The following is a 22,172-nucleotide window of genomic DNA, read 5'->3' as shown; positions in this document are numbered from 1 at the left end:
TTGAAATAACGATGCGGGTTAATCCAAGCTCACCTGCACTTGATAGGCTTCCATCTGATAGTAACTGACAAAGTTATCGCTGAACAACTTAATCAGCCCCTGTGATTCTCGCTCAGTAATCCAGCCACTAAACAGGCTATAGACCTGCTTGCTGTTAAAGCAGATATCGATGTCTTTAACCAGTTCAGGGAAAGGATGACCACGAAAAGCAAAGTCGGTGACGTACACTAAACGCCAGTGATCTTGTTGTTTCTCAAGCCGGACTTCGACAGGATGAAAGCCGCCCGTTTCGGCGCTGTAGTCGGGATCGCGAAAATTAAGGGTGATGGCGTTGGCGTCTTTTGGTGCGACTTCAGCCAGTTCCTTTTCGATCACTTGGTAAAAACGATCAGGCATCGCTGGCAGTTGATTACGCTTGATAGTTAATGTCATGGAATATTCCTTATTTAAAAACGGGCATACGCAAAAGCCAAGGCGCAGTCACGCCTTGGCTTTTGCTGTCTATGCGGTTTGGTTAATAGAACGACTGTTGGCTAAGCGGTTTAATGTGAGTCGCTAAGGGCGGCTTGCTAAGGCTTTTGAGCTGGGAGATTAAAGTTTGGTGGTTATGTTTAACGAGATTGGTACTGGCTTACGATAATGAACGGGTTATCGAGTGAGGGCGAGGTTGCTGGTGGTCAGTGGCTTAGCTTTGGTTTAGTTTCGGTTTGATAAATCGCAATATACAAATAGCCATGGCTGCCTAAGGTGTCAGCCTCACAGGTAAAGCCGGCGTGCTCAATGGTGATGCAGTGCTTCTCAGTAGCATCAATCTCGCCGGTGGCCACCAGCCGCTCAAGCTGTTTAACTATGGCCGGAAAGGCCTCTACAAATTGTTGTTTAATTGCTGGTGGAAATTCACCGACAAAGCTTGAACGGTCATGGAGATAATCCAAGTGCAGACCACGTAAAATCAGCCTTGCACCAAAGCGGGGGGACACTTTACGGGGCAGGCCCCAGGCGTGCTCAATATCGAAAAGTTTTAGGGTTGTCATAGTGACCTCAATGGTTGAAGGATGAAACTCAGGTAGTGGATTGCTTGTTAGCGGACTAGCGAGAGCGGTGATAAATGCCTAGGCGAGTACAAGCGGTGAATACAACTGGCTAGTGGGCTGGATACAGGGCGGGTAATAGTTTTTAGGTGTGCACACTCCAATTAGGCTGTTCATTGCTGCCATGGTTGAAGTACACACCGTTGATCACACGCTGCCATTCACCTGTTGGCACACCATTACTATCACAGGGGCAAGCATAGCGGCAGAAGCTGATCTCCTTGGGTAAGTGTTCAACCACATCACGGTGAAATACACTCAATACGGTTTTATGCAGCTTTGGATTTGGTGCCACAATCGGCTTGCCAATCACTTGGCCCATGGCATTAAGTGGGCGGACAAACATCGGCAAAATCAGCTCAACCGCTAAGCGGTTACGCAGTTCAGGAAACGCGGCGCAGGCCTCGGCAACACAGGCCTGTGAAAAACTATCGGTAAATTCAATCATGATGGACTCCTTGATTTGGCGTGACAGGTTTAAACGCTGGCTAGAGTAAGCCGCGCTCAGCAAAGGACACTGGCGTGCGGCCAACCACTATATGGTCAAGCACACGCACATCGATAAGCGCTAATGCATCGGTTAACCGTTGAGTGATGTTCTTATCTGCAGCCGAAGGTTCAGACTCGCCAGATGGGTGGTTATGGGCAAAAATCACCGCTGCGGCATTGGCGGCCAACACAGCCTTAACCACCTCACGTGGATAAACACTGGCGGCATCTAAAGTGCCAAAGAACAACTCTTTAAACTCAAGTAATTGATGTTGGTTATCGAGCAGCATCACCGCAAACACCTCCCGCTCATAACCGCCGAGTTTGTAAGTTAAGAAATCCTTAGTGGCTTGAGGGTTGGTATAGGCGTCCTTCTTCACATAGCGTTCGGCAATGATATTGGCGGCAGAGGCTAGGACTTCTTCGGCAGTCTGCGGCCACTGGTTAATCGGCTGGTCTATCAAGTTGTCTGGTTTAGTTTTGGCGTGCGTCGCTTTTGTTGACATATCAGGCTCCTTTAAAGCGTTAATGGACTTATGCACAGGAGTGATATATATCTGAAAAGATTTGGAAAAGTTGAAAGTTACTGGCATAGCTATTCGAATAAAAGACGTGATTGACACAACTGGCTTAGCCCGTTCAACCATTTACAAATATGTCGATAAAGGCTTTTTCCCCCAAAGCAGTGAAACTGGGCAGTAGGTCTGTTGCATGGGTTGAAAGAGAAATATAAGGGCCGATTTTGGCAATCTTTAGGGTAATTAATTGTTAGGTAGTAATCGACATAAACAAAAATGAAAAACAAAGTGCTGTAATAGGCAATATTGATTCAAATGCATTGAAAAATGGTTATTTTTCTGTAGATTATGAAATGCTACAAGTCTGACAAATAAGTGCCAGCACGGCATGCTTGCTTTTACTATTGATAAATTTAAATGTTGGTTTATGGATGAACATAATTAACGAAAAAGTGTTGGTTAGTTGGATTGGCGGCAATGATTTAGAATCAAATGATATTAAAATGACTGGCCCTATATGGGCGGCAGTATCTGTTGTTGCTTTTGATCGGCTTGAGCTTATTTATAATTATCCGTCGGATCTAGTTGCTCCCTACCTTAAACTACTCAGTGACAATCTTAGTTTCCCTGTTCATGCCCGTAAGGCGGATTTATCCTCGCCAGTTGATTTTGGAGAAATTTACCTCGCTGCAGAACGGTTACTAGACGGTATTAATCGTGAAGCCATTGCACTGTCTATTTTACTGAGCCCGGGTACACCTGCTATGCAGGCTGTATGGATATTACTCGGTAAAACTCGATTCGCCTGCAACTTTTATCAAGCATCAAAAGAACAAGGCGTTAATACTGTAGAAATTCCTTTTAAGCTCACTGCTGAGTATATTCCTTCTATGACTAATCTGGCCCCTATTGAACTTGGGCAACTTGGTCTATTGGGCTCTGATGCTGATCCCGCCTTTGATGACATTATTACCCTTGATCCTGAAATGTTACTACTTAAAGCCAAGGCTCAAGTTTTAGCATCGCATGAAGTATCTGTGCTGATTTGTGGTGAGAGTGGTACCGGCAAAGAGATGTTTGCTCGGGCAATTCATAATGCAAGTGCGAGAAGGGGCAAACCATTTGTTGCGATCAATTGTGGAGCATTTCCCTCAGAACTTATCGATTCAATACTTTTTGGTCATAAAAAGGGGGCTTTTACTGGTGCGGTTTCAGATAAGGTAGGAGTTTTTGAATTGGCGCATTCAGGTACTCTTTTTTTGGATGAGTTTGGCGAGCTTGATAGTTCAGCCCAAGTCAGGCTCCTTAGAGTATTGCAGGATGGTAAATTCACTCGATTGGGAGATAGTGAAGAACGTAGCAGCAATTTCCGTTTAATCACAGCAACTAATCGAGACTTGATGGCTGACGTTTCCAAGGGTAGGTTCAGGGAGGATTTATTCTATAGGGTTGCCATTGGTGTGTTGTCCTTACCACCTCTAAGGTCTCGACAAAGCGATTTAGACCATCTAGCAGATCAGTTTACCGCCATGCTCACACAAGAATACCCTTCTCTAGGTGGTAAAAAAATTTCCACTGCTGCAAAAAAAATTATCAGTAATCATCGTTGGCCTGGAAATATCAGAGAGCTGAAAGCAACGATTCTTAGGGCGGCCTTATGGTCTGAAACTGCCGTATTGGAAGAAGTTGATATTCGCAGGGCGATACTTTCGACGCTCCAAAATAGTGAGGGCATTCTCGAAAGAGATATATCAAAAGGTGTTGATATAAATAGTATTATTGATCTAGTAGAACGACACTATTTAGAACGAGGATTGGCATTTACGTCAGGAAATAAACGTAAAGCGGCGTTGTTACTCGGCTACAACAATCACCAAACTTTAAATAATCGCCTTAAAAAACTCGGTCTAGAAAACGACAATGACTAAATTGGCATAAAAGTCGCTATATGAGTTTGACCCTGAATTAAGCCAGGGAATGCAATTCAACATAAGGAGATCCACTGTGACACAATTAACGGCAATACAACCACTCTCACGTAAAGATAAAATCTCACAGCTTATGGCTGCGATGAATGTTGGTCTGTTAGAGCGAAAGGAACAAATTAAGCTGATTTTACTTGCCGCACTTGCGGGTGAGCATGTTTTGCTTGTAGGTCCTCCGGGCACCGCAAAGAGTGAACTAGCCAAACGGCTAAAAAATATCTTTGTTGAAGCGAGTTATTTTGAGCGTTTGTTGACACGTTTTTCTGTCCCAGAAGAAGTCTTTGGGCCTCTTTCTATTCGTGCATTAGAGGATGATAGGTATGCTCGTTTAACTAGTGGTTATCTACCTGATGCATCAGTAGCTTTTATTGATGAAATCTTTAAAGCAAACAGTGCCATTTTGAATAGTCTTTTAACCATATTAAACGAGCGAGAATTTGATAATGGTAATCGTCGATACAAGGTGCCCTTAATTTCGGTTATTGCTGCGAGTAACGAGTTACCGGAAGGTGAGGAGCTTTCTGCTTTATATGATCGCTTTATGTTACGTAGTTTTGTCGGTCCATTGTCCGATAGTTCATTTAGTGAATTATTGCAGCTTTCAGCTGAAAAATTTGAGCCTGAGCTGAATATCCGACTCAAGCTAGAAGATCTTGCTGAGGTGCAGCAGTTAGCTGACAAGGTTACCCTGAGTTCTTCTGTGTTGGCATTGTGTAAAGAGTTTCGGACATATCTAAATCGAGAGAATATTTACGTTTCGGACAGGCGTTGGCTCAAGTTGATAAAACTGATGAAGGTATCAGCATTCACCTCTGGATTGACGCAAGTGAGTAACTATGATGCATGGGTTTTACCTCATTGTCTGTGGAATAAGCCGGAGGAGTTTTCTGGGCTGCAAGAGCTCTATAATCAAGCTGTAGCCATCAATGGTGATTTTACCGATGAACGTGCATCAAGTTTAGTGGCAACTTGGGAAGGACGATTAAAGGCTGATAAGTCACAACAAAAGCAGAAAGTAGACAACAAAGGTCGGCCACTGTTTATTAATGATAAAGGTAAACAGACATTACAATCCTCTGGAGAAGTCCAAAAAACAAATGCTAAAGGTGAAGTTCTCTATTGGGATGACTATGACAATAAAGAGACAACTTCAAGTCGCGGGCGTTATAGCTCTTCATTAAATGCCATTATGATTAATCAAGCATTTAAACCCGTTATGGAATCAATTAGTTATTCTGAAGACCATATTAAGGGGCGTGTTGCTGGCGTAGAAGAAATTCTTGCGTTGATAAAAAACCACATCAACGCTTTAAGCAAACAGCGAGAAGATGCTAAGACAGTATTTGAAAGCCATCTTTGGTTAAATCCTGAACTGCTTTCTAAAGTGATTGCGAGTTTAGATAACGCCCTTGAATACAGCCATAAATTATCCAATCGTCTGGTAAAAGTGAAACAAGGTTTTGAAGCCTTGCCACGGGAACAAGAAGTTGATTTGTCGGACACTAGCATTCCAGTTGATGCAGTGTTAGAGGGTGAACTCTGTGAATGAACAAAAACCAACACAGCTGGCTCCTGCACTTAATATTTTAGCTGGTTTGGAGCGGCAGTTAGTTGATATTGATTTATTACCTGATTCGTTGGTGCCAGCTGTAGCTACCCTACCAGGAGGCGATTTATCTACTCGCTGTATGACTATCGCATTATTGCGAAATCAGTTGTTGGCGGGAGAGTCATTGTCACAACCTTGTCCTTGGTTACCTGAGGCTGTTCAGCAAAACATTGTTAATGTAATTAGCCGTTCAGGTATTGCAACTTATTGTCAAAATAATCCGCAAGTCACCGATGCCTTGATACTGGATTTACTATCTGCTCTTGAAGGTGCTCAGACAAGAGCATTAATCCTTGCTCGGCAATTAGCTCAAATCAAATATAAGCAGGCGTTAGAAGTGCTGAAAGAGGAATTCGCCGCTATCCAAATCAAACGAAATTCAGCCAAACTTAAAAATTCACTTGTTCTTTCAGATGCAAAAAAACTTGAATATCAGCTCCAGGCTGAATTAGAGGCCTGGTTGCAGTTAATTAATGTTAGTGGACAACATCCATTTGTATTGCCATCAGTTTGGGCCGAAAGGTTGGAAGTCTGGCAAATACTTTCAGAGATTTTTGATGATTTAGGTGTGGTCACTGGTCTTGGTTGGGACCTATCGAAAGGAATGCTGCAAAGCCATGGTTGGATGAACATGGTGCGATTACAGAAGCTGGTCGAGCAAATCCCACAATTGCGTGAAGTGATTGAAACCCTGGGGCGCATGAAAGATTGCGACGGTGAGCCCGTGATTGAAGAAATTATCTCTAAGATGAGCGTAACGAAAAGGCGCGATAAAGAGATTTCTATGCCGCTTGTGCCAATGGAAACCAAAGGGATCACTCGTTCTGACTCAATCAGTCGAATGTTGCCTCAAGAAGCGGCTTTTTTGGGGCATCCAGTCCTTAAAAAACTTTGGCATGCCCGGCGAGCTGAGCATGCATTGCTCAGTTATGCTGTTGAAGGCACGGACATCATCACTGAACAGGTTACATTTGATCAAGAGGTTAAGGAAGAAAAATCCGGCTTCAAAATAAATCGTAACCGTGGTCCCATGATTGTTTGTCTAGATACTTCTGGTTCCATGCAAGGAACACCAGAGAATGTTGCCAAGGCGCTGGTGTTGCAATGTATCAGTGTGGCTAAAACCGAAAAACGTGCTTGTTATGTTTACCTATTTGGTAGCCGCGGAGAAGTGACAGAAATGGAACTGACACCCGATGCTGAGGGTTTAGAGCGGATGATACTTTTTCTGTCCATGTCATTCGGCGGCGGTACAGATGCAGAGGGTCCACTTAATTTGGCTCTTGAGCAAAGTGATAAAAATAAATGGCATCAAGCAGATATATTGCTCGTTAGCGATGGTGAGTTTGCGGTGTCTTCTGGACTAACCCGTAAAATTAGTCATCGTAAGGATAATAGCGGATTGAGTATTCATGGGATTGTTATTGGGTCGCGTTTGTCGCCGATGGACAAGATCTGTGACCCGTTGCATCAGTTTTCAAGCTGGTTAGATCTTCAAAATAATCAACATTAAAGGTAAAGGAGTACTCGTGTCGAAAGCCAGAGACAATTTTGAAAATGCAATTCAAGACGCCGAACGGATTTTGTATGCCTATGATCAGCTAAATCAGGTGGAGGGTAGAGAAAGAGAGCCTGAAGAGCTAAAGCGAGCGGCATTGATCATGACCTTGACCGCTTGGGAAACCTACGTGGAAGATGTCATAGAGGAGAGGCTGACCACTGATTTACGAACACTCGAAGGATCTAATGTCGGAAAGTTCATCAAATCGACACTTGAAAGAGAGCTTAGGTATTTCCATACGCCCAATTCCAGAAAAACCAAAGGAATGTTTGAGCGCTTTTTACACCTTGACGTAACCGAAAAATGGACCTGGATTGATGGCGATGCTGATCAAGTTAAATCGAAACTGGACCAATGGATCAGGAAGCGAGGTGAGGCGGTGCATCGCTCGGTCAATGATAAGCAAGCCACTCATTTAGTAAGCCGACCAGATATGAAAAAATGCCTGACATTTTTTAAAAAGCTCGTAGAAACAACAGATTTAGCTATTGAATCCGTGTAAAATGATTGGCTATCTGCGAGTTTATAAAGTATTAAACATTTACACATAGCGAAGTGGCTTAGTCACCTACATAAAAGGTGATTACGTCCATATTAAGTCGTGTGTTTTCGAACTAGTAATGAACGAAATTTGTCCGATAACTACCTTTTATGCGGTTTAGATGATTGATACCAATTATTTTTCGAAAACTAAAAATAATTAAAAAGTTAACCTTGATGAGATGTTTTGCTCATAAAGAATTCAAGAGACAATTATGATCGACCAACAAGTCAATTATGCCCCTGGCATGCGCATCGTAATTCGAGATGCCGAATGGGTAATTCAAAAAGTCGACAACAGTACTGATGGCGGTCAACTTATTACCTGCGAAGGGATCTCAGAGCTCGTTCGTGGTAAAGAAGGGCGCTTTTTAACCAGCTTGGAAAACAGAATTGATATTCTTGATCCAAAGAACACGATTTTGGTCGAGGACGATTCACCCGGCTATAGTGCCGCTAAATTGTACATCGAAAGTATGTTACGCCAGCGTGTGCCAACGGATGAAAAAGTGCATCTTGGTCATAAAGCCGCGATGGACCCACTGCCATTTCAGCTAGACCCTATCAAAATGGTGCTTAAACAACCTCGTCAGCGCATTTTAATTGCAGACGCGGTTGGCTTAGGTAAAACCCTTGAAGCCGGTATTTTAGTGTCCGAATTAATCCGTCGCGGTAAAGGTAAACGCATTCTTGTGTTAGCGGTGAAATCGATGCTGACCCAGTTTCAGAAGGAATTTTGGAGCCGCTTTTCAATACCATTAACGCGGCTTGATTCTACCGGGATCCAGCAGGTTCGTAATCGCATACCAACTAACCATAATCCGTTCTACTACTACGACAAGGCCATCATCTCTATTGATACGCTGAAACAAGATGTCGAATACCGTCATTATCTGGAGAGTGCCTATTGGGACATTATTGTAATCGATGAGGCACATAACGTTGCCGAGCGTGGTTCGCAATCACAGCGTAGTAAGTTAGCTAAATTGCTCGCACGGCGCAGCGATACCTTAGTGATGCTTTCAGCAACGCCTCACGACGGCAAAGCAGAAAGCTTTGCCAGTTTAATGAATATGCTGGATGCAACCGCTATTGCCAACGCCAGTGATTACAGCTATGACGATTTTAAAGATAAAAATCTTGTTGTGCGCCGCTTCAAAAAAGATGTTAAAGATCAGATGGTCGGCGAGTTTCCTGAGCGTAATATCGAAAGGGTGTATGCAAAGGCCAGCGGGCAAGAAGAAGAGGTTTATCGCCGCTTAGTGGATATGTCATTACGCAATTTAGAATCTGGCAACAAAGGCGCCAAATTATTCAAAGTGACCTTAGAAAAAGCGCTTTTCTCAAGCCCTATGGCCTGTTTATCTACAGTTGAAAACCGCATTAAAAAGTTAGAACAAAAAATCAAACAGCATAACGATACAGATTACCAAGAAGACATTAATGAACTTGAGCATCTTGCATCGGCACTGCGTAACGTAGATAAAGTCAGTTTTAGTAAGTACCAACAGCTGCTTACGACGATGCAAAAAGATCTGCAGTGGAAGAAAAACCAAACAGATGATCGCTTAGTTATTTTCACTGAAAGCCTCAAAACATTAGAGTTTCTCTATCAAAACCTGAAGCAAGACTTTAACTTAACCGACGAGGCCATTGCTCAATTGCATGGTGGCATGCCTGATACTGACATCATGAACGTGGTGGAAGAGTTTGGTAAAGTAAACTCCAAACTGCGCTTACTTGTCTGTTCTGATGTGGCATCAGAAGGTATTAACTTACACCACCTCAGTCATAAAATGATTCACTTCGATGTGCCCTGGTCGCTTATGGTATTCCAACAGCGTAATGGGCGTATCGATCGTTATGGTCAGAAACATCAGCCTGAAATTCGCTATCTGCTTACACAGAGTAATAACCCTCGTATCAGCGGTGATACCCGCGTACTGGAAGTATTGATCAATAAGGATGATCAAGCGCAGAAAAACATTGGCGATAGCTCAGAGTTCACCCGTGCTTATTCTCAGGAAGAGGAAGAAGCGCAAATTGCTGAGCAAATGATGAATGATGACATCAGCTTTGACCCTGCAGACTGGATAGATAACTTCTACAGCCAGAATAGCGAGCTTGAAGAAGATGACTTGTTTGCCGGGTTTGCAAACGCGGTGTCTCACACTGAAGAGGGAGATGATATTGCATTGTCAGTTTCCTTGTTCAGAGATGATCTTGATTACTGTGAAAACGCGCTAAAGTATCTCAACCAACAGGGGCAGAAACTCAAATATGAAAAGGATAGTAACGGCGTAGTTTCACTGTTTGCGCCTAAAGATCTTCGTCAACGCTTTAAGTTTTTGCCAGTGGAAATTCAGCCCAAAGAAGAGAACAACCACACGCTTTATTTAAGCAACCAGCTTGATGTGATCAACCAGGAAATTGTGCGCTGTCGCAGTGAGCAAACAGCTTGGCCGAAAATCCAATATCTCTGGCCTATTAACCCGGTATCACAATGGTTGGGCGATAAAATGATGGGGGCATTTGGCCGCCATCAAGCGCCGGTGCTGCGTCTGCCGGCCCTGTTCGACAGCTACGAAGATCATTTTGTGCTTTCAGGCTTGTTCCCTAACCGCAAATCGCACCCAGTGGTGAACCCATGGCTGGTGGTGAGCTTTGAAGACGGTGAGCTCACCGGTATCGAGCGGTTTGAAGATTTTATTCAGCGTTATCCATTCCACCTGCACACTTTATCGAACAAAGGGGGCGAGCGTAGTCACGAGCGTCAGGAAGCGCTGTTAAGCAATGCAATTGATGCGGTACGGCCACATTTACTGCAGCTGCGTAACGAAAAAGAGGCTGAGTTAAACCACAAGCTCAATGAGCAAATGGAGAAGCTCGATAAGCTACGTGATAAACAAATTAAGCAGTTAGAGCTGGAATTTGGTGAGAGTAAACAAGCTGAAAAGCTCGTCAATGATAAAAAAGCCCGGCGCCAACGTGAAATTGAACACATTTTTGATGAATATTTACGCTGGATTGAAGACACCATGACCACAGAAACCTCGCCATATATTCAACTGGTGGCAGTACTAACCGGCTCGGAGGGGCTATAACTATGGCATTAGTCGGTATTTGCAACGAAAACGACTTTTACTCTCACCATTATTTAAGTGAAGTGTTTGTTAGTGATATTCGTGGTGTGTTAGAGCAGTGGCTGGAAAAAGAAAATCAAGCCCGGGAGCTTGAGCGTGCAGAGAAAGAAAAAGGCGGCAACCCTACGCGCGGTTATCGCGCACCTTATAACCAGTTGGCAAGTTATAGCGGTGATTACTTCCGCGAGTTAAACCTGCATCTCAACGTTAAAGACATCAACAAAAGGCTTTTTAACCAACGCGCACGTTGGCAACCCATTTTACAAGCCTTGGGCTATGAGTTAAAGCCGACACAAGTGCTGTTAGAACATGGCCAACTACCGGTATTGTCGGCCTATCAAGATCACCACGGCCAGCCGCTACTGTGGATTATCGAAGCTCATGACCCTTCAACAGATGACTGTGCCGATCCACTGTCGTTGCCACTTTTGCCGCAGCAATTAGAAATACTCGAGCCGGAACAGCGTAAAGCCCTGCTGCAAAATAACCAAAATGAAGAACTAAGCTGGCAAGATTTAATCTCAAAGAAAATATTCAGTGCCCCAGAGCCACCCCGCTGGTTATTGCTGCTGGGTAATCGCCAATGTGTTTTGCTTGACCGCACAAAATGGGCACAAAACCGCCTGCTGCGGTTTAACTTAGAAGACATTTTGGGCCGCAAAGAAAGCGACACGTTAAAAGCGATGGCGGCGCTGTTGCATAAAGATTCCATTTGCCCGCAGCAAGGGCAAAACCTGCTTGATAACCTAGATGAAAGTTCGCACAAACATGCGTTTTCTGTTTCAGAAGATCTCAAATACGCGTTGCGCGAATCTATCGAGTTACTGGGCGATGAGGCGGCAAAGCAGCTGATTGAAAAAGGCTTTACTTACGACGGTAAAAACAACATTGATGCCAGCCAATTAAGCCTTGAGTGCTTGCGTTACATGTATCGCATGCTGTTTTTGTTCTATATCGAAGCACGGCCAGAGCTGAAATACGCACCCACTAATTCAGATGTCTACCTCAAAGGGTACAGCTTAGAAGCATTGCGTGATTTAGAGATGGTTGACCTTTCAACCGAAGAATCACGCAATGGCCGGTATATTCATGACAGCTTACAGATGCTGTTCCGCTTAGTGTCTAAGGGCTTTTCGGGCAACAGCAAACAAGGCAATAGCGACAGCAGCTTGTTTGATGATATTCAAAAAAGCTTTGCCATTCGTAAGCTCGAAAGCCACCTGTTTGATGATGCACGCATGCCGTACTTATCCCGCGTGGTGTTTCGAAATGAAACCTTGCAACGCGTTATTAAGCTAATGTCGTTAAGCCGTCCGGGAAAAGGTAAAGGTAAGCGCCGCGGTCGCATCTCATACGCGCAGTTGGGTATTAACCAGCTTGGTGCGGTGTATGAAGCCTTGCTGTCGTATCGGGGCTTTTTTGCGCAAACTGACTTGTATGAAGTAAAAAAAGCCGGCGAAGAGCTTAATGAGCTGGAAACTGGCTACTTTGTGGCCGCAGAGCAGCTGGCCGAATACCATGATGACGAAAAAGTCTTCCGCAAAGATGGCACTTTGCTAAGCCATCCGAAAGGCAGCTTTATCTATCGCATGGCGGGGCGAGACCGGGAAAAGTCCGCCTCTTATTACACGCCGGAAGTTTTAACACAGTCTTTAGTAAAGTATGCCCTTAAAGAGTTGTACAAAGAACAGCTTGAACCCCTGGCCACGGTTGCCGAGCAAGCCGATAAAATTCTCAGTATCAAGGTGTGTGAGCCCGCTATGGGCAGCGCCGCGTTCTTAAACGAAGCCATTAACCAGCTGGCAGCAAAATACCTTGAGTTAAAACAACTGGCCGAAGATAAGCGCATTCCGCAAGAACAGTACACCCGGGAATTACAGCGGGTGAAAATGTACATAGCCGATAACAATGTCTACGGGGTGGATTTAAACCCCGTCGCCGTAGAGCTGGCTGAAGTGTCGCTGTGGCTTAACGCCATCAGTGACGAGGCCTTTGTGCCCTGGTTTGGTTATCAGCTGTATAACGGCAACTCGTTAATCGGTGCACGCCGCCAGGTGTTTTCAACCGGGCATTTAAGTTACAAAAACAGTAAAGATCCAAGTTGGTTAAACCTTGAACCTAAACGGTTAGGCCATAACGAAGCGCGCGGTCAGCACGAGGTGTATCACTATCTGTTGCCTGACAACGGCATGGCTAACTACAGCGACAAAGTAGTCAAAGCACTAAAACCAACAGAGATTGACGCTATTAATAAATGGCGTAAAACCTTTGTTAGCTCGTTTAACGCGGATGAAAAAACGCAGCTGCAGCGTATTAGCCAAAAAATTGATGAGCTTTGGCAAGCTCATGTTGCGCAGCGGCGAAAAGAGCGCAGTATCACCACCGATAATCTGCACATTTGGCCAGATACCGAACGCTCTGCGCAGCTATCCAGTACCAACGATAAAGACAAACTACTTAGCCAATCACAAGAATCAGGCTCAGCAGTATATCCGCGCTTAAAAATGGTGATGGACTACTGGTGCGCGCTGTGGTTTTGGCCGATGGACAATGCCGACGAGTTGCCAAGCCGCGCTGAATACCTGGGGGAGATTGAACAAGTATTAGAAGGCTATGCCGAAACCGCTAATGATGAGGTTGTTGCAGCAAGCTCTGGCCAGTTAGCTATGTTCGACGAGGTGGCCGAACCCAAAACACAATACCTGTTTACTACCAATAGCCGCGGCACGGTAAATAAAGATTTCTTATATATGATTTTCCCGCGTTTAAAGCTGGTAGATAAACTGGCAACGCGTTATAAGTTTTTCCATTGGGAACTCGAGTTTGCAGATATCTTTGCCGATCATGGCGGCTTTGATCTCATTTTAGGTAACCCGCCATGGCTGAAGTTAGTTTGGGAAGAGGGAGCGTTGCTATCAGAATTCTCTCCAAAAATTAAATTACAAAGTATCGGAGCAAGTGAAATTAGCAGGCAAAGAAGCTCAATTTTTGGGAAAAATAGTCGCGCATTATTTAAATATATTGATGATTGTTTAGAGTGCTCTTCAGTTCAAAATTTCTTATCAAGTGTTTCTGCTTATAATGGATTAATTTCTGGTCAAGTAAATCTTTATAAAAATTTCATACCGGTTTCAGTCAATCTCAGTAGCAAAGGTGGAATAGTAGGACTTCTGCATCCGGATGGGGTATATGAAGACTCAAGTGGCGAAGAGCTAAGGGAGTTTGTTTACTTTAGATTACTAGCTCATTATCAGTTCCAAAATGAATTATCTCTGTTTAATGATGTACATCATGACAGAAAGTTTAGCATTAATATCTTGGGTAAAAAACGAGAAAAAATTAGCTTTATCAGTGTTTCTAATCTATTTCATCCTAAAGCGATTGACGAGTGCATGTCTGAAGATGGACTTGTTGAAGGCATAAAAGATAGCCAAGGTAAATGGTCTACATCTGGCTGTAATGATAGGGTAGTAAGTTTTGATGATAATGCGATGAAAACGCTGTTGAAACTTGATACGAGGGGGAATGGATATACTAGTGCTCGCCTTATGGCTGTTCATTCGAAACAAATTCTCTCCACTCTTGAGAAAATTTCAAATTACACCAAAATTGGTGAAATATACAGAGATCTCCCTTACACCCTTATGATTGACCAAACTACTGCAACAAAAAATGATTTGGTTGAAAAGTCATTTTACAGATTCTATCTTCCTAATAAATCAATTATCGCAGGTTCACAATTTAATATTTGTACTCCGTTCTCTCATGAAGCAACTATTAATAATGGCAAGGAAGTATTTGTTCCACTTGAGGTAGGAAGCTCAGTTCGTGGTTTTCCTTATATAATTAAAGATGTTGGGCAATTCGAAATTTGTGTTCCGAATAATTATAAACTACAAAATTATCGTTTGATTTATCGGAGAAGAGTAAATCCAACCAATAATAGATCTCTGTTTAGTTGTATTGTACCCCCTGGATACAAACACTTTAACACTTGTGTTTCAGTTAGTTTTGATAATAACATTGACATGTTAAGTGTTTGTGGTTCTATGTCATCAATCGTGTTTGACTTTGTCCTCAAAGCAAGCAATAGAGCTGACTTTTGGCCGTCTAGCTTCCTTGAACAACCATGCGTAATTTCGCCAGATATTGCAGTTCGTTCCCTATACTTAAACTCTGTAGATGACGAATATGCTGAACTGATTGAATCAGTTTCAGTTTGCTTAGGTAGCTTCAAATGGGCTGGGGGGCGACACGAAAATAATCTAGTCTCTGTTAATCCTGGTGCATCTAATAATGACTATGACAGGAGACAAGCTCTAATTGAAATCGATGTTTTAGTGGCTAAAGCACTGGGCATGACCTTAGAAGAGCTTAAAACCATTTACCGTGTGCAGTTCCCCGTCATGCGCCAGTATGAAGCAGACACCTGGTATGACCAAACCGGTCGGATTGTTTTTACCTCCTCTAAAGGTTTGGTTGGCGTTGGCCTCGATCGCAACTTCAACAAGAAAAATGCCTATACCACCGCAATTGAAAATGGCGTATTTGCGCATAAAACCGCCGGCCAAGGCAGTGCAGCTGAGCCCTGGACAGAAACCAATGTGCCGTTAGGGTGGGAAGATATCCGCGAGCTGAAGTCAGGCAAGGTGTATAAAACCTACATGGATGATACCCAACCCGGTGGGCCGGTTGAGCGCACCATTGAATACATTGCGCCGTTTGATAAGTGCGACCGCGAACAAGACTACGAAACTGCATGGGCCGCATTTAGTGCACGCTTTGGGTGTAAATAAGATTTAGGATGATGAAGTTATGTTACCGTCAGTGCTGAGTGAGCAGGTTGCGAGCAGCGTTAAAAAATACGTAAAGTCGGCGTTTACCATGAATAGTCCCTGCTTTGAAAGCGAAGACTACTCTATGATCGACAGCTTTATAACCGAGCGTGACAATTTGGTGAAAGGGCCCTATTTATCGATCCAGTTGCCCTTTCGTCAAAGTGCTTTGGCACGGAACTTTTTCCCAAAAGTCGCGCTGCCATTTCCACCTTATGCGCACCAAGCGTTGGCGTATCGCCGCCTTGGCACTGACAAACCTCAAGCGACCTTGGTCGCCACGGGAACCGGTTCAGGCAAAACCGAGTGTTTTCTGTACCCTATTTTAAATCACTGTGCGGCAAGCTCACTTCCTGGGGTTAAAGCCATAGTAATTTACCCGATGAACGCCCTGGCGACTGACCAGGCTAAACGCTTTGCCGAAACCGTATATAACAACTCGGGGTTAAAAGGCAAGGTAACGGTGGGGTTGTTTGTGGGGGGCGGCGATGGCCAGGGCAGTGTGGTGATGAGCAAGGACGGGGTGATCACCAGCAAAGCACACCTGCGCAATAACCCGCCGGATATTCTGCTGACCAACTACAAAATGCTCGATTATTTATTGATGCGCCCTGAAGACCAGCCGTTGTGGCTGCACAACCAACCTAACACCTTAAAATACTTAGTCGTTGACGAGCTGCATACTTTTGATGGCGCGCAAGGCTCGGATTTAGCCTGTTTGATCCGCCGCTTAAAGTTTCACTTAAGTGTTGATAACGAAGGGTTTGCGTGTGTAGGTACTTCGGCCACCGTAGGTAATGATTTAGAGCCACTGCTGGAATATGCCAGTACCATTTTTGATGCGCCGTTTGATGAATCAGCCGTGGTGCGTGAAGACCGCTATCGTCATGACGAATACCTGCAAGGCTATCAGGCGAAAATATTTAACTCGCCTGGCTACGAGCAGCTGCACCAATTAGATGCCTCTATGTTTGCCAGTGAGGTAGCCTATCTAAACCAACAGTTGGCGCTGTGGTTTCCTGAGCAAAACCTGCTGCTTCCAGATGATATCGATTCTGACGAGGGGCGCGCGGTACGTATTGCCTTAGGCGACGTGCTTTTACAGCATCAGTTTTTCCATTCGCTGATTGGTTTGCTCGATGGAAAAATTCGCGCTATCGACGTTCTGGTGAATGAGCTCGACCGCAGTTTTTCGCTGGGTTATCACGCGACTTTACAATTACTGCAAAGTTTTGTTGCTTTGGTATCCATTGCGCGCCGCGCTATGGCTGAATCACCCGAGGTAGAGCTGGCTCGTCTTGCAAAAGGTAAGGCTCGCCCTGTGCTGCCATTTTTGCAAGTGCGTTATCAAATTTGGCTGCGTGAACTGCGCCGTTTAGTTGCACAAGTGCATAAAAAGCCGGTTTTGCGGTTTAGCGACGATTTGGCATTTAACGAACATGAGCAGCATATGCCTGTTATTCACTGCCGTGATTGTCATGCAACAGGCTGGGGCAGTTACGGTGATGGTTATAGCGATAAGCTCGAGAACGATTTAGAAGTATTCTATCGCTTGTTCTTCGCCCGCCATCAGGGCATTCGTGTGTTGTTCCCGCTTAATGAAGGTGAAGATACTCCCGCGAAAGGCCTGATCCGCCGCGTTTGCCCAACCTGTTTAACGTTGAATTCAGACAGCGCACCCATTCACTGTGGTCATCAGCAAGAGGCGCTTATCCGGGTATTTATACCGGATCTGGTTAAATCAACAGAAACCAAAGGCCCACATTTTGATAACCAGTGCCCGTATTGTCACAGTAAGAATGGCTTAAGCATTATTGGTGCGCAATCAGCGACACTATCGAGCGTGGCTATTAATCAGCTTTATGCCAGCCGTTACAATGACAATAAAAAACTGATCACCTTTTCAGACTCGGTGCAAGACGCCGCCCATCGTGCAGGCTTTTTTGCCGCCCGCACTTGGCCCTTGATGGTGAGAGGGCATATTGCGACAGTGGCGCAGCAATATGAAGGCCTTGATTTAGCCAGCTTTGCAAAGCAAGTTACGCTTGAAGCGCAAGCAAAACTGGCTAAACCAGAATCCTTTGTCGCCACCTTTACTGCGCCTAATATGGAGTGGCTAAATGATTATCGCGAGTTGGTTGACGGTGGCGATAATGCCACACTGCCAGCAAACAGCAATTTACCGGATTTAGTCGCCAGGCGACTTAACTGGGAAGTACATTCAGAGTTTAGTTTGCGCGCGGCAATAGGCAGAACCCTGGAGCGGACCGGAGAAGTAGGTGTTGATCTCTGCAGTGATGAGCTGGTGGCACTGTGCGCTAAATTACATGCAGAGCTTGTCGATGAACTGGGCGATGACTTTAACGGTGTCTCAGACCAACAGGTACTGCATTTCTGTTTAGGGGTATTGCACCGGATGCGGTTAAAAGGCGCAGTGAACCATCCCGCCTTGCAACACTACATTCAGGATGAAGGAAAAACCTATTATTTAACCCGTATTGATAAAGTGACCTCTAAATTTATGCCAAATTGGGGGGATAAAACACGTACACCTGCATTCTTATCGTTCGGTAAAATCGGCCGATTTGACAATTTAATGGGTTCTAGAAGCCATAATAGCTGGTACCAAACCTGGCTTAACAAATGTTTGGGCAACCAGCACAATGTGATGATTTCGTCGCATACTCAAACAATTTATGCCCGTTTAATGCATGCATTACGCAAAGCTGGGGTAGTTGCCCAATTTGACGTTAAAGGTACAGAAGTATGGGGCTTACAACCCGAAAGCCTTAAGCTGAGCACGCAATTACAAGCGATTGGTTGTGACCGTTGTACAGAACGTTTAGTGGTGGCTAAAACGGCGCTGGCAAGCTGGCAAGGTCAGCCTTGCCATAACGATTGCTGCCAGGGTCACTACAACCGGGATATGCCGCTTCCGGAAAAAGAATGGCATTTTGCTCAGACGCATCGTGTTAACGCTAACGAACACACGGGTTTGCTGGAGCGTGATGTACGTGAGCATGTAGAAAATTCGTTTATTAAAGGCACATCTAGCTGGGCTGTAAACTTACTATCATCTACGCCGACACTTGAAATGGGTATTGATATCGGGGGGTTGTCTTCAGTACTACTTTGCTCTGTGCCTCCAGCCCAAGCCAATTATTTACAGCGTATCGGCCGGGCAGGTCGAAAAGACGGTAATGCGTTCAATATGACTGTAGCAGAGGGGAACCCGCACGATCTCTTTTATTACCAAGAGCCATTAGACATGATGGCCGGCAGTGTTGCCGCACCAGGGGTGTACCTTGATGCTTCGGCAATTTTAGAGCGTCAGCTGACCGCCTTTTGCATGGACCGTTGGATTAAAACCGGCATAGCCAGCAGCGCCATCCCGAAACGGGTAAAGCAAATGCTCGATGCCACTGAAAGTGGGCAGCGCGATCTGTACCCCTATAACTTCCTTACTTTTGTCAAAGGGCAGCAACAAGCGTTGTTTGAGCTTTTCATCTCTATCTTTCATAGCCTATCGTTAAGCTCTATTGAAAAGTTACGTGCGTTTATGTTTGGTAGCAATGTGGCTTATAGCCTGGAGAGTAAAATTGAGCAGTCGCTGAATCATTTGGCGACGGATCGCAAGTCATTGATAGGCCGTGCGGACAAGCTTAAACGCAATATTGATAAGCTTAAGTTATCACCCGTTAAAGATCTCAATTTTCAGTCTGAGTTAAACGAGCTGGAAAATGAGCGCAATGCATTGTTGGCGTTGATTCGGGAAATCAATGGTAAAAACACGCTGAACTTTATGACTGATGAGGGGTTGCTGCCTAACTACGCTTTCCCCGAAGCCGGAGTAACGCTCAGGTCAGTGTTGTGGCGTAAAAAAGACACTATTGAAACCGAGGATGGTTCAAGCCAATACGTGACACGAACCTTTGAATACGAGCGCCCGGCAGCGGCAGCGTTATCTGAACTTGCCCCGACCAGCCATTTTTACGCGGGTGGGCACAAAGTTGAGATCGAGCAAATCGATATGAAAGTGTCAGAGCCTGAAACGTGGCGAGTCTGTAGTCACTGCAATTACAGTGAGCGTATTGAAGCTGATCAATTTAATGTTTGTCCTAAATGCAGCCATCCGGGTTGGGGAGATGCGGATCAGAAAATTCGCATGCTGAAGCTCAGACAGGTTTATGCACGGTCCAGCTCGCGCGATTCGAAAATTTCGGATGATGCAGATAGCCGCACGCCAGCGTTTTTCCAACGACAAATGTTAGTGAACTTTCTGCCACAAGATGTGGCTTACGCTTACCATATTCCCAATACAGAAATGCCCTTTGGTTTCGAATTTTTAAACCGTGTAACATTGCGGGATATTAACTTTGGTAGCGCCTCTGATGAAGGCGAGGAGTTTTACGTTGCCGGTGAGAAGAAAAAGAAAACCGGCTTTAAAGTGTGTAGCGATTGTGGTTTTGTGCAAAAAGGTTACGGTCAGCCAACGCATGACATTGCTTGTAAGTATAGAAGCGCACCAGAAGAAGCGCGTTATGAAGATGTTTTGTATCTCTATCGCGAGCTTGAATCGGAAGCAATCCGTATTCTTTTACCAGTGAGTAACTACGGCTTAGGTGAGGTGACAGAATCTTCTCTTGCGGCGGCTCTGCAACTAGGGATGAAAAAATACTTTAAAGGCAGTGTCGATCATTTAAAAGGCACTATTTACAAAGAACCTACCAATGCCGGCGAGAGCTATCGCTATTATTTGGTGATTTATGATTCAGTGCCTGGAGGCACGGGTTCTCTCAAAGAGTTAATGCAGGAGCCAGACAACTTACTTTCATTGCTAACGATGGCATTAGATGTGATTGAGCATTGTGCCTGTGTTTCGCAAGGGAAGGACGGTTGTTATCACTGTGTTTATGCTTATCGTGATAGAAGCAAAATGCGCTCAATTTCACGTGAACATGCGCGTAAGTTGCTTAGAGCCATTATTGATAACAAAGAAAAGTTAGTGAGTATTAAAAGCGTTTCAGATATCGACATTGATGGCGTTGTCGAATCTGAACTTGAGCGGCTATTTATTGAGACGCTGAAAGGCTTAGCTAAAGAATTTGTTGTAACTAAAGAGTTTTACCACAACCGCTCTGCCTGGTTTATCGCATCCAAGATCAATCCGGCAAGTTCCTGGCATTTGGTTCCTCAGGTTGAGTTGGGGGCATCAGAGGGTATTTACTTAGATACCCGTCCTGATTTTGTTTTATATCCAGCATCAATAATAGCAGGCGTAAAACCTTTAGCAATTTACCTTGATGGTTTTGCTTTTCATAAGAAGATTGTTTTTGACGATGTAGCCAAGCGCAATGCTGTACGTGATAGTGGACGCTATAACACCTGGACATTAGGTTGGCATGATATTGTCCAAAGTGATAGGAGCAAGCTAAAAGAGTTTTTTGGTTTGCACCGTCAAGAAATACAACCAAAAGAAGCCCTTTACCCTAAATTTATTGAACGTAATTACCAAACTTTACGCAGCGTTTATGAAGGGGAAAACAACTTCGGGTTATTGAAAAAATGGTTACATCAACCAAATGAAACCTCGGTATTTTTCCGTCAAGCGGCGATGGCAAATTGTTTTTACTGGCTAGCTATTAGTAAATCACGAGACATTGCTGTAAAAGCAAAATTTGAATACGAAATGCGTGAGAACAGTTCTGAAAGTCGGTTTAAAGAACTATGTATTGATAAACCTTACTTATTTGGTGGCTTACTAGATTCTGTCGCCACTTCTCAACGGCTGGTGGAATTGGCAACCGTTTTTCCTGTTGAGTCCTACGGCTATGTAGTGAAAGACGCAGTAAAAGGCCAGACTCCTTTCGAGTACGCAGAGTCAAATACGCGCTTGCACATTTGTTTTGATGATCGTGATATTCATAATGAGAATTTTGAAGAATACCTCGCAGGCTTCTGGAAGTTGGTCAATATCTGCCAGTTTATGAGCGATTTTTCATACACTTCGCGTAAATTGTTAGCTGACGATACCGGGTTTAAACCATCTGTGCAGCACCAAGCCACTGCACTAAATCAGCAATCATCCGCTCAGGTGGCTGGCGATGACTGGCAGTTAATCATTGAGCATGAACTTCTGGAGCCAGATGTGATTCAAGTACTGGTTGACAGCGGGTTCCCTGCACCAAGTGTTGGCTATGAATTAACAAATGACGAGGGTGAAATTCTGGCTGATGCGGAGTTAGCTTGGCCCAGCAAACAAATTGTGTTGTTATTGCCTGAGCAACAAAGCGCAGCGACGTTATTTGAATCAATGGGATGGATTGTCATCGTAAGCGAGCTAAATGCAGCCGGCTTTGAACAGTTAAATACATTATTAAAAGAAAATAGTAGGTAACGAA

11 protein-coding genes and 1 pseudogene are annotated in these 22,172 nt (G+C 44.4%); 8 read left to right on the top strand and 4 right to left on the bottom strand.

Translation table 11 applies throughout. The annotated features are described in order from the left end of the window. Nucleotides 1–18: 18 nt before the first annotated feature. The 4 genes from Q4Q54_RS05240 to radC form a co-directional block, all read right to left on the bottom strand. Nucleotides 19–432 carry a DUF2787 domain-containing protein gene (locus Q4Q54_RS05240; RefSeq protein ID WP_248084378.1) on the bottom strand — a complete coding sequence of 138 codons (414 nt, stop codon included), beginning with the start codon at nucleotides 430–432 and terminating at the stop codon, nucleotides 19–21. Nucleotides 433–677: 245 nt separating this feature from the next. Then, nucleotides 678–1,034, bottom strand: a complete 357-nt coding sequence (locus tag Q4Q54_RS05235; protein WP_248084379.1) for a type IV toxin-antitoxin system YeeU family antitoxin — start codon at nucleotides 1,032–1,034, stop codon at nucleotides 678–680. A 142-nt stretch (nucleotides 1,035–1,176) separates the two neighbouring features. Further along, nucleotides 1,177–1,539, bottom strand: coding sequence for a hypothetical protein (locus Q4Q54_RS05230; RefSeq protein WP_248084380.1), 363 nt, complete (start codon nucleotides 1,537–1,539; stop codon nucleotides 1,177–1,179). A 40-nt stretch (nucleotides 1,540–1,579) separates the two neighbouring features. After that, a complete protein-coding gene (radC, locus tag Q4Q54_RS05225) occupies nucleotides 1,580–2,086 on the bottom strand; it encodes a RadC family protein (RefSeq protein ID WP_311987899.1) in 507 nt (168 codons plus the stop codon). 85 nt (nucleotides 2,087–2,171) lie between these two features. On the opposite strand from radC, the pseudogene Q4Q54_RS05220 reads away from it, so the two are divergent. The 8 genes and pseudogenes from Q4Q54_RS05220 (at nucleotide 2,172) to Q4Q54_RS05185 (ending at nucleotide 22,168) form a co-directional block, all read left to right on the top strand. Next, nucleotides 2,172–2,313, top strand: a pseudogene (locus Q4Q54_RS05220) (AlpA family phage regulatory protein). A 216-nt stretch (nucleotides 2,314–2,529) separates the two neighbouring features. Beyond that, entirely contained in the window at nucleotides 2,530–4,026 is a 1,497-nt protein-coding gene (locus tag Q4Q54_RS05215; RefSeq protein ID WP_311987898.1) for a sigma 54-interacting transcriptional regulator, read from the top strand. A 76-nt stretch (nucleotides 4,027–4,102) separates the two neighbouring features. Next, nucleotides 4,103–5,632, top strand: coding sequence for an AAA family ATPase (locus Q4Q54_RS05210; protein ID WP_311987897.1), 1,530 nt, complete (start codon nucleotides 4,103–4,105; stop codon nucleotides 5,630–5,632). Then, a complete protein-coding gene (locus Q4Q54_RS05205) occupies nucleotides 5,625–7,205 on the top strand; it encodes a VWA domain-containing protein (protein WP_311987896.1) in 1,581 nt (526 codons plus the stop codon). The genes Q4Q54_RS05210 and Q4Q54_RS05205 overlap by 8 nt, the downstream gene beginning before the upstream one ends. Before the next feature lie 16 nt (nucleotides 7,206–7,221). Continuing rightward, nucleotides 7,222–7,755 (top strand): HEPN domain-containing protein, encoded by a 534-nt coding sequence (locus tag Q4Q54_RS05200; RefSeq protein WP_311987895.1) that lies wholly within the window; start codon nucleotides 7,222–7,224, stop codon nucleotides 7,753–7,755. Between the two features lie 253 nt (nucleotides 7,756–8,008). Continuing rightward, a complete protein-coding gene (locus tag Q4Q54_RS05195) occupies nucleotides 8,009–10,897 on the top strand; it encodes a DEAD/DEAH box helicase (RefSeq protein ID WP_311987894.1) in 2,889 nt (962 codons plus the stop codon). Between the two features lie 2 nt (nucleotides 10,898–10,899). Beyond that, nucleotides 10,900–15,732 carry an Eco57I restriction-modification methylase domain-containing protein gene (locus Q4Q54_RS05190; protein ID WP_311987893.1) on the top strand — a complete coding sequence of 1,611 codons (4,833 nt, stop codon included), beginning with the start codon at nucleotides 10,900–10,902 and terminating at the stop codon, nucleotides 15,730–15,732. An 88-nt stretch (nucleotides 15,733–15,820) separates the two neighbouring features. Further along, entirely contained in the window at nucleotides 15,821–22,168 is a 6,348-nt protein-coding gene (locus Q4Q54_RS05185; RefSeq protein ID WP_311987892.1) for a DEAD/DEAH box helicase, read from the top strand. The last annotated feature ends 4 nt before the right edge of the window (nucleotides 22,169–22,172 follow it).

Source organism: Shewanella sp. SP2S2-4 (genome assembly GCF_031932025.1).
Lineage (GTDB): Bacteria > Pseudomonadota > Gammaproteobacteria > Enterobacterales > Shewanellaceae > Shewanella > Shewanella baltica.
The sequence above is the reverse complement of the archived record's forward strand: the minus strand, read 5'-3'. Positions and strand labels throughout refer to the sequence as shown.